This is a genomic window from Limnohabitans sp. (assembly GCF_040401135.1).
In the GTDB taxonomy this organism is placed as follows: domain Bacteria; phylum Pseudomonadota; class Gammaproteobacteria; order Burkholderiales; family Burkholderiaceae_C; genus Limnohabitans.
In genome coordinates this window covers 1-5,619 of sequence record NZ_JBBAOV010000056.1, presented here as the reverse complement: position 1 = coordinate 5,619, position 5,619 = coordinate 1, and the positions used below count along the sequence as shown (strand labels likewise).

Below are 5,619 nucleotides of genomic sequence, written 5' to 3'. Positions count from 1 at the left end.
CCTTTTTTGTTGCACGGAGGGTGACGGACCTGTGCTCTTTATTGACGGCTATAAACCAGCCCCGACGCCACACCACCAAAAAAATCACCTTCCACCAATGGCACGCCTGCAAACTCAGTTTGCAGCGCCTCTTGAAACGTGCGTAGCGCCGATGATCCGCCCGTGAGGTAAATGGCGTCAGGCTTGCCATGTGTAAGCCCTGCGCGTTGCACACATTCGCGGGCACATGCCACGGTGCTGGCCAACAGCGGTGTTAAGTGTGTTTGTAGGTCTGTCGCTTCCAGCGATGCAAACAAACCTGCCTCGATGTACGACAAATCAATAGGTGTGTCACCGTCGGTTTGAGAGCAATAAATTTTGGCTTGCTCTACATCGTGCGACATATGGTGACCGTAGCGCTCGTTAAGCACGCGCATCAAGCGGTCGTGCAATTGCACATCGGCGTAATTCACTTGCAGGGCTTTGGCTTGTGCCATGGCTTTGGGTTGGTACTGCCAATTGATCAAATGCCAAGTGGACAAATCAAAGAACACGCGGTTGGGCACTTCGCGACTGTCAGTGCCTAAGTGGCCATAACCCAGCAAAGGCATCACTTGGCCGAGGCTGAGCTTTTGGTCAAAGTCGGTACCGCCAATGTGTACACCGGTGGTGGCCAGCACATCGTCGGCACGGTTGGCCTTGTGCATCAGCGCTGGGCCCAAGCGCACCACCGTGAAGTCGGAGGTGCCGCCGCCAATGTCGGCCACCAGCACGGTGGTTTCGTGCGTGAGGCGACGCTCATAGTCCAGCGCGGCAGCGATGGGCTCGAATTGAAACGCGATGTCTTTAAAGCCCACGCTTTCAGCCGCTTGACGTAACGAGCTTTCAGCTTGTGCGTCACGCGCTGCATCGTCGTCTACAAAGTGAACGGGGCGGCCCACTACCACGCGCGTGGGTGCAGCGCCCAAGTGTCGCGCGGCGCGTTCGCGTAGGGCTGCCAAGTAGGTGGTGATGATGTCTGAGAAGTTCACCAGCTGGTTGTTGATGAGCGTGGTCTCCATCAGCAGCGGGCTGCCCAGCAGGCTTTTGAGCGAGCGCATCAAGCGGCCCTCGGTGCCTTCTAGGTAATGCGTGATGGCCTCGCGGCCAAAGTGCGTGCTGCCTTCTTCGGCGTTATAAAACACGGCCGTGGGCATGGCCAGTGCCTCGCCTTCTAGCGGGATGAGTTGAGCAACGCCCTGCGGCGTAGCCCATGCAATGGCGGAGTTGGACGTGCCGAAATCAATGCCCAACATGCCAGAAACAGCTTGGGCGCTTTGTGTGGATGCGGTCATGAAAGAACTTAACTTACCAGCCCCACATAAACGTTTTGCACATCGTCGTTGTCGTCAATCGCAGAAAGAAAAGCTTCAACTTCTTCCAAGGCTTCAGCACTCAGGTTGGCGGGATCCACAGGATTTTTGGGCTTGTATCCCAGCTTGGCCGATAGCACATTGAAGCCATGCGCAGGCAGGGCGCGGCTCACCAGGTCGAGGTCGGCTGGGTCGGTGATGAACACCGAGCTGCCGTCGTCGCCCGCTTCAAAGTCTTGTGCACCTGCTTCGATCGCCGCCATTTCGGCGTCTGCATCTGGGGCGATGGGTTCGGCTTCAATCAAGCCAATGTGGTCAAAGTCCCAAGATACAGAGCCCGATGTGCCAAGCTGACCTTTGCGAAACAGCACACGCATTTCAGGCGCTGTGCGGTTGACGTTATCCGTCAAACACTCCACCATCACCGCCACTTGGTGCGGGGCGTAGCCTTCGTAAATCACACGTTCAAACTGCACCGATTCACCGGTCAGGCCCGCACCTTTTTTGATGGCGCGGTCCAGCGTGTCTTTGGGCATCGACACCTTGCGGGCTTGTTCCATCACCATGCGCAGGCGTGCGTTGGCGGTTGGGTCTGCGCCGTTGCGCGCGGCCACCATGATGTCCTTGGCCAGCTTGCTAAAAATGCGGCCCTTGGCGTTGGCGGCTAAGTCTTTGCCTTTGGCTTTCCATTGAGCGCCCATGTGTGTGGTCCTTTATTTTTGGTGTGGTTAGTTGTCGGCACTCGCGCTCCAACGCTGGTCCCATGCATGTGTGATTTGACGGCGGTCACGCTTGGTGGGGCGGCCGTGCTCAATGCTGTGTGCGGGCTCTGCAGCCATGCGGTTGTGTTCGGCAAGTTTTGCGCGCAAGGCCATGCTGTCGGCAGTTTCTTCGTACAGCAGTTGCGCCACGGGCGCAGGGCCGCGTGCGGCGCTGATACCTTTGACCACGATCGTCTTGCTGATATTGCCTTGGCGCACGGTCAGGGTGTCGCCCACCTTCACTTCGCGTGCAGGCTTGACGTCTTGGCCGTTGATTTGCACGCGGTGCTTAGTGACTTCATCACATGCGAGGCTGCGTGTTTTGTAAAAGCGTGCGGCCCACAGCCACTTGTCGATACGCAGGCTGTTCATCAGTGGTTGAACACGTCCAACACGCGTGTCAGATCGTGGCCTGTGTAGCTGGGTCGGAGCCCGATGGTCTCAAAGGGTAAATGTTGTCGGTTCACCCACAAGGTGTTGAAGCCAAACCACGTGGCGCCCAAAGCGTCCCAAGCGTTGCTGGATACAAACAAAATGTCTTGCTTCTCACCGGGGATGGTTTTTTGCACCAAGGCATAGGACTCGGGAGAGGTTTTAAAAAGGCGAATAGGGTCTACCGAAATGACGTGGTCAATCAAGTCAACCATGCCTGCACTCGACACGGCCGTGCTGAGCATGTCTGGGCTGCCGTTCGACAAAATGGCGGTGGTGATGCCGCGCTCTTTCAGGCTTTGCAACACGCCTAAGTTTTCAGCGAAAGGGGTGAGCTTGGCGTATTGGTCCATCAAGGCATCAACGTGTTCGGGCTTGGCGTCGAGTTTGAAACGCTCTAGGGTGTAGAGCAAAGCGCTGCGCGTGATGTCCCAAAACGATTGGTAGAAGCGGCTGCCTTCTGCACGGTGCGGGTCAGACATCGTGATGAGTCGCGTGTAGTCAATCTGCTTGTCGCGCCACAGCACCGAAATGGCAGCGCCTTGACCTGGGTAGAGTTGCTCGGCCAATGCCCCGACGGAATACACATCAAACAAAGTGCCATAGGCATCGAACACAACGGTTTGGATAGACATATTTATTTTTCGTTCGGCAACAAGCAGCAAGTGTCGCCGCTGGCAGGGCGCTCAATCTTGATGCGGTGGATGTTGGGTAAGCTGTCTTTGAGGTCGTGGTAGATGAAGGCGCACAGGTTCTCTAGGGTGGCGGGGCCTAGGCCAGCTACTTCGTCAAGAAAATGGTGGTCGAGCTTCTCGCGCACTTTGTCGACTTCTTGGCGTAAAAAACCGAGATCCATCATCATGCCCGTCTCGGGGTCAGGCTTGCCTGCAATGGTTACCTCAGCGTGGTAGGTGTGGCCGTGGATGCGCAGGCTGCCCTCTGCATCAATTTTGCGGCGCAAGGTGTGGGCGGCTTCAAAGTAGAAGCGCTGGCTAAGTTCGTAGGTCATCGGATGCCAATCAACTTGTGGGTTTGCACGCTCAAACGCCAGCGCGGGTGCGATTGGCAAAAGGCCACTGCTGCAGCGGTGTTGGCGGCTGCATTAGGCCCATCCATGGGTTGCAAATAGAAATTTTCAAAATTCAATGATTCATACAGCGCGGGCTCAGCACCCACTTGCGGAAACACCAACTTGAGCTCTTGGCCAGTTTCCACCACACGCTGGCTACCAGCCTTGGGGCTCATGCACAGCCAGTCAATGCCCTTGGGCGGCAATACAGTGCCATTGGTTTCCACAGCGATGGTAAAGCCATGCGCGTGAAGGGCATCGACCAAAGCCTCGTCCACTTGCAGCAAGGGCTCGCCACCCGTCAGCACCACAAAGCGGTGTTGGGTGTCACTGGCTGGCCAAAAGCTGGCAATGGCTGCGGCCAAGGCTTGGGCGCTGTCAAACTTGCCACCGTGCGTGCCATCGGTGCCCACAAAGTCGGTGTCGCAGAATTGGCAAATGGCCGAGCTGCGGTCTTCCTCGCGGCCGCTCCACAGGTTGCAGCCGGCAAAACGGCAAAACACGGCGGGTTGCCCTGCATTGGCGCCTTCACCTTGCAAGGTGTAAAACATTTCTTTCACGCTGTATGTCATGGCCGTATTTTCGCAGCAAGTTACGTGTCACCTTTTTGTGGATAAATTGAGGTATGAAACACACCGCCCAATCCCTTGCAAACACCTTCGCACCCACGGGCGAACTGCGCGTCGCTATCAACGTGGGCAACCCCATTCTTGCCAGCCGCCACCCCGAGACGGGCGAGCCCGAGGGCGTGTCGATTGACATGGCCACTCAACTGGCCCAGCGTCTAGGTGTGCCTCTGAAACTGGTGGTTTTTGAGGCTGCCAGCAAATCGGTCGAGGCCGTGTCGGGCGAAACCGCCGATGTGGGCTTTTTTGCCATCGACCCGCTACGAGGTGCGGCCATTGCATTCACCGCGCCCTATGTGTTGATTGAAGGTGGCTACATGGTCAAGCAAGATTCGCCGCTGCAAAGCAATGAGCAGGTCGATCAAGCCCAACACACCGTGGTGGTGGGCAAGGGCAGTGCTTACGATTTGTACCTGAGCCGCGAAATTAAACATGCGCAACTGGTGCGTAGCCCTACCTCCCCCGAAGTGGTGAGTTTCTTTTTAGAGCATGGCCACGATGTGGCCGCGGGCGTAAAGCCCCAGCTAGAAGCTAAGTTGCCGCGAATTCCGGGTCTGCGCATGTTGCCCGGACACTTCATGGTGATTTCGCAAGCGATGGGCTTGCCCAAGACCCGTGGCCAAGAAGCTGCGGCCTATTTGCACCAGTTTGTGGAAGACATGAAAGCCACAGGCGTGGTGGCGCAAGCCATGACCAAGCACCGAATTGAAGGTGCGACACTTGCTCCTTTGGCGGGCTAAAAGGATTGAGCAGATGGACGTCTTGACGACGCAAACCCTGTCAGGGGTGCACACGGGTATTGAGGTGGCAGGCACGGTGGCTTTCGCCTTGTCAGGTGTGATGGAAGCCGCCCGCAAAAAGCTCGATGCCGTGGGTGTGTGTGCCGTGGCCAGTGTGGCCGCCTTTGGTGGAGGCACGATGCGCGACGTATTGCTAGACCGTCGTCCCTTGTTTTGGATTGAGCAGTCTTGGTACTTGTGGACCGTGTTGGCGCTGTGCATTGCAGCCATGGCGCTGATGCGTGCCAAGCACTTCAAACCCACTGAAAAATCTATGCAGTGGCCCGATGCTTTGGGCTTGGGGCTTTTTGCAGCCAGCGGCACACAAATCGCACTTGGCATGCAAATGCCTGCGCTCATCGCCGTGTTGATGGGGGTCATCACCGCTACGTTTGGCGGCGTGTTGCGCGACATTGTGTGCAACGAAATTCCCACCGCCTTTCATGACCATCACCCCTACGCTGTTTGCGCATTTGCCGGTGGGTGGGTGGTGGTGGTGTTGCACTTCTTGGGTTTCGATCCCAATGCGGTGGTGGCCATTGGCGCTGCCACTGTCACGCTGCTGCGCCTTGCGGCGCTGCAGTTTGAGTGGCGGTTGCCGACTTGGAAGATTGAAGGTTA

Annotated in this window: 8 protein-coding genes; 2 read left to right on the top strand and 6 right to left on the bottom strand. The window is 57.0% G+C overall.

The window, feature by feature from the left end; genetic code table 11:
- Positions 1-38: 38 nt before the first annotated feature.
- The 6 genes from ABWP81_RS11395 to queE are packed head-to-tail and all read right to left on the bottom strand — an operon-like array spanning position 39 to position 4,165.
- Positions 39-1,313, bottom strand: coding sequence for an Hsp70 family protein (locus ABWP81_RS11395; RefSeq protein WP_353141872.1), 1,275 nt, complete (start codon positions 1,311-1,313; stop codon positions 39-41).
- Between the two features lie 8 nt (positions 1,314-1,321).
- A complete protein-coding gene (locus tag ABWP81_RS11390) occupies positions 1,322-2,032 on the bottom strand; it encodes a YebC/PmpR family DNA-binding transcriptional regulator (RefSeq protein ID WP_353141871.1) in 711 nt (236 codons plus the stop codon).
- 27 nt (positions 2,033-2,059) lie between these two features.
- Positions 2,060-2,464: an RNA-binding S4 domain-containing protein gene (locus tag ABWP81_RS11385; protein WP_353141870.1), complete on the bottom strand. Its 405-nt coding sequence runs from the start codon at positions 2,462-2,464 to the stop codon at positions 2,060-2,062.
- The gene (locus ABWP81_RS11380) at positions 2,464-3,159 is read right to left on the bottom strand and encodes a haloacid dehalogenase type II (RefSeq protein WP_353132140.1); all 696 of its coding nucleotides are present in this window, start codon (positions 3,157-3,159) and stop codon (positions 2,464-2,466) included. Before ABWP81_RS11380 ends, ABWP81_RS11385 begins: the two co-directional genes overlap by 1 nt.
- Before the next feature lie 2 nt (positions 3,160-3,161).
- Positions 3,162-3,533 carry a 6-carboxytetrahydropterin synthase gene (locus ABWP81_RS11375; RefSeq protein ID WP_353141868.1) on the bottom strand — a complete coding sequence of 124 codons (372 nt, stop codon included), beginning with the start codon at positions 3,531-3,533 and terminating at the stop codon, positions 3,162-3,164.
- Positions 3,530-4,165 (bottom strand): 7-carboxy-7-deazaguanine synthase, encoded by a 636-nt coding sequence (queE, locus tag ABWP81_RS11370; RefSeq protein ID WP_353141866.1) that lies wholly within the window; start codon positions 4,163-4,165, stop codon positions 3,530-3,532. Before queE ends, ABWP81_RS11375 begins: the two co-directional genes overlap by 4 nt.
- 53 nt (positions 4,166-4,218) lie before the next feature.
- Between queE and ABWP81_RS11365 the strand changes: the two genes are divergently transcribed.
- Together ABWP81_RS11365 and ABWP81_RS11360 are read left to right on the top strand one after the other, a co-directional pair.
- Positions 4,219-4,959, top strand: coding sequence for an ABC transporter substrate-binding protein (locus ABWP81_RS11365; protein ID WP_353141865.1), 741 nt, complete (start codon positions 4,219-4,221; stop codon positions 4,957-4,959).
- 13 nt (positions 4,960-4,972) lie between these two features.
- Positions 4,973-5,619 (top strand): trimeric intracellular cation channel family protein (locus tag ABWP81_RS11360; protein ID WP_353132132.1); only part of this gene is annotated, 647 nt, incomplete at its 3' end.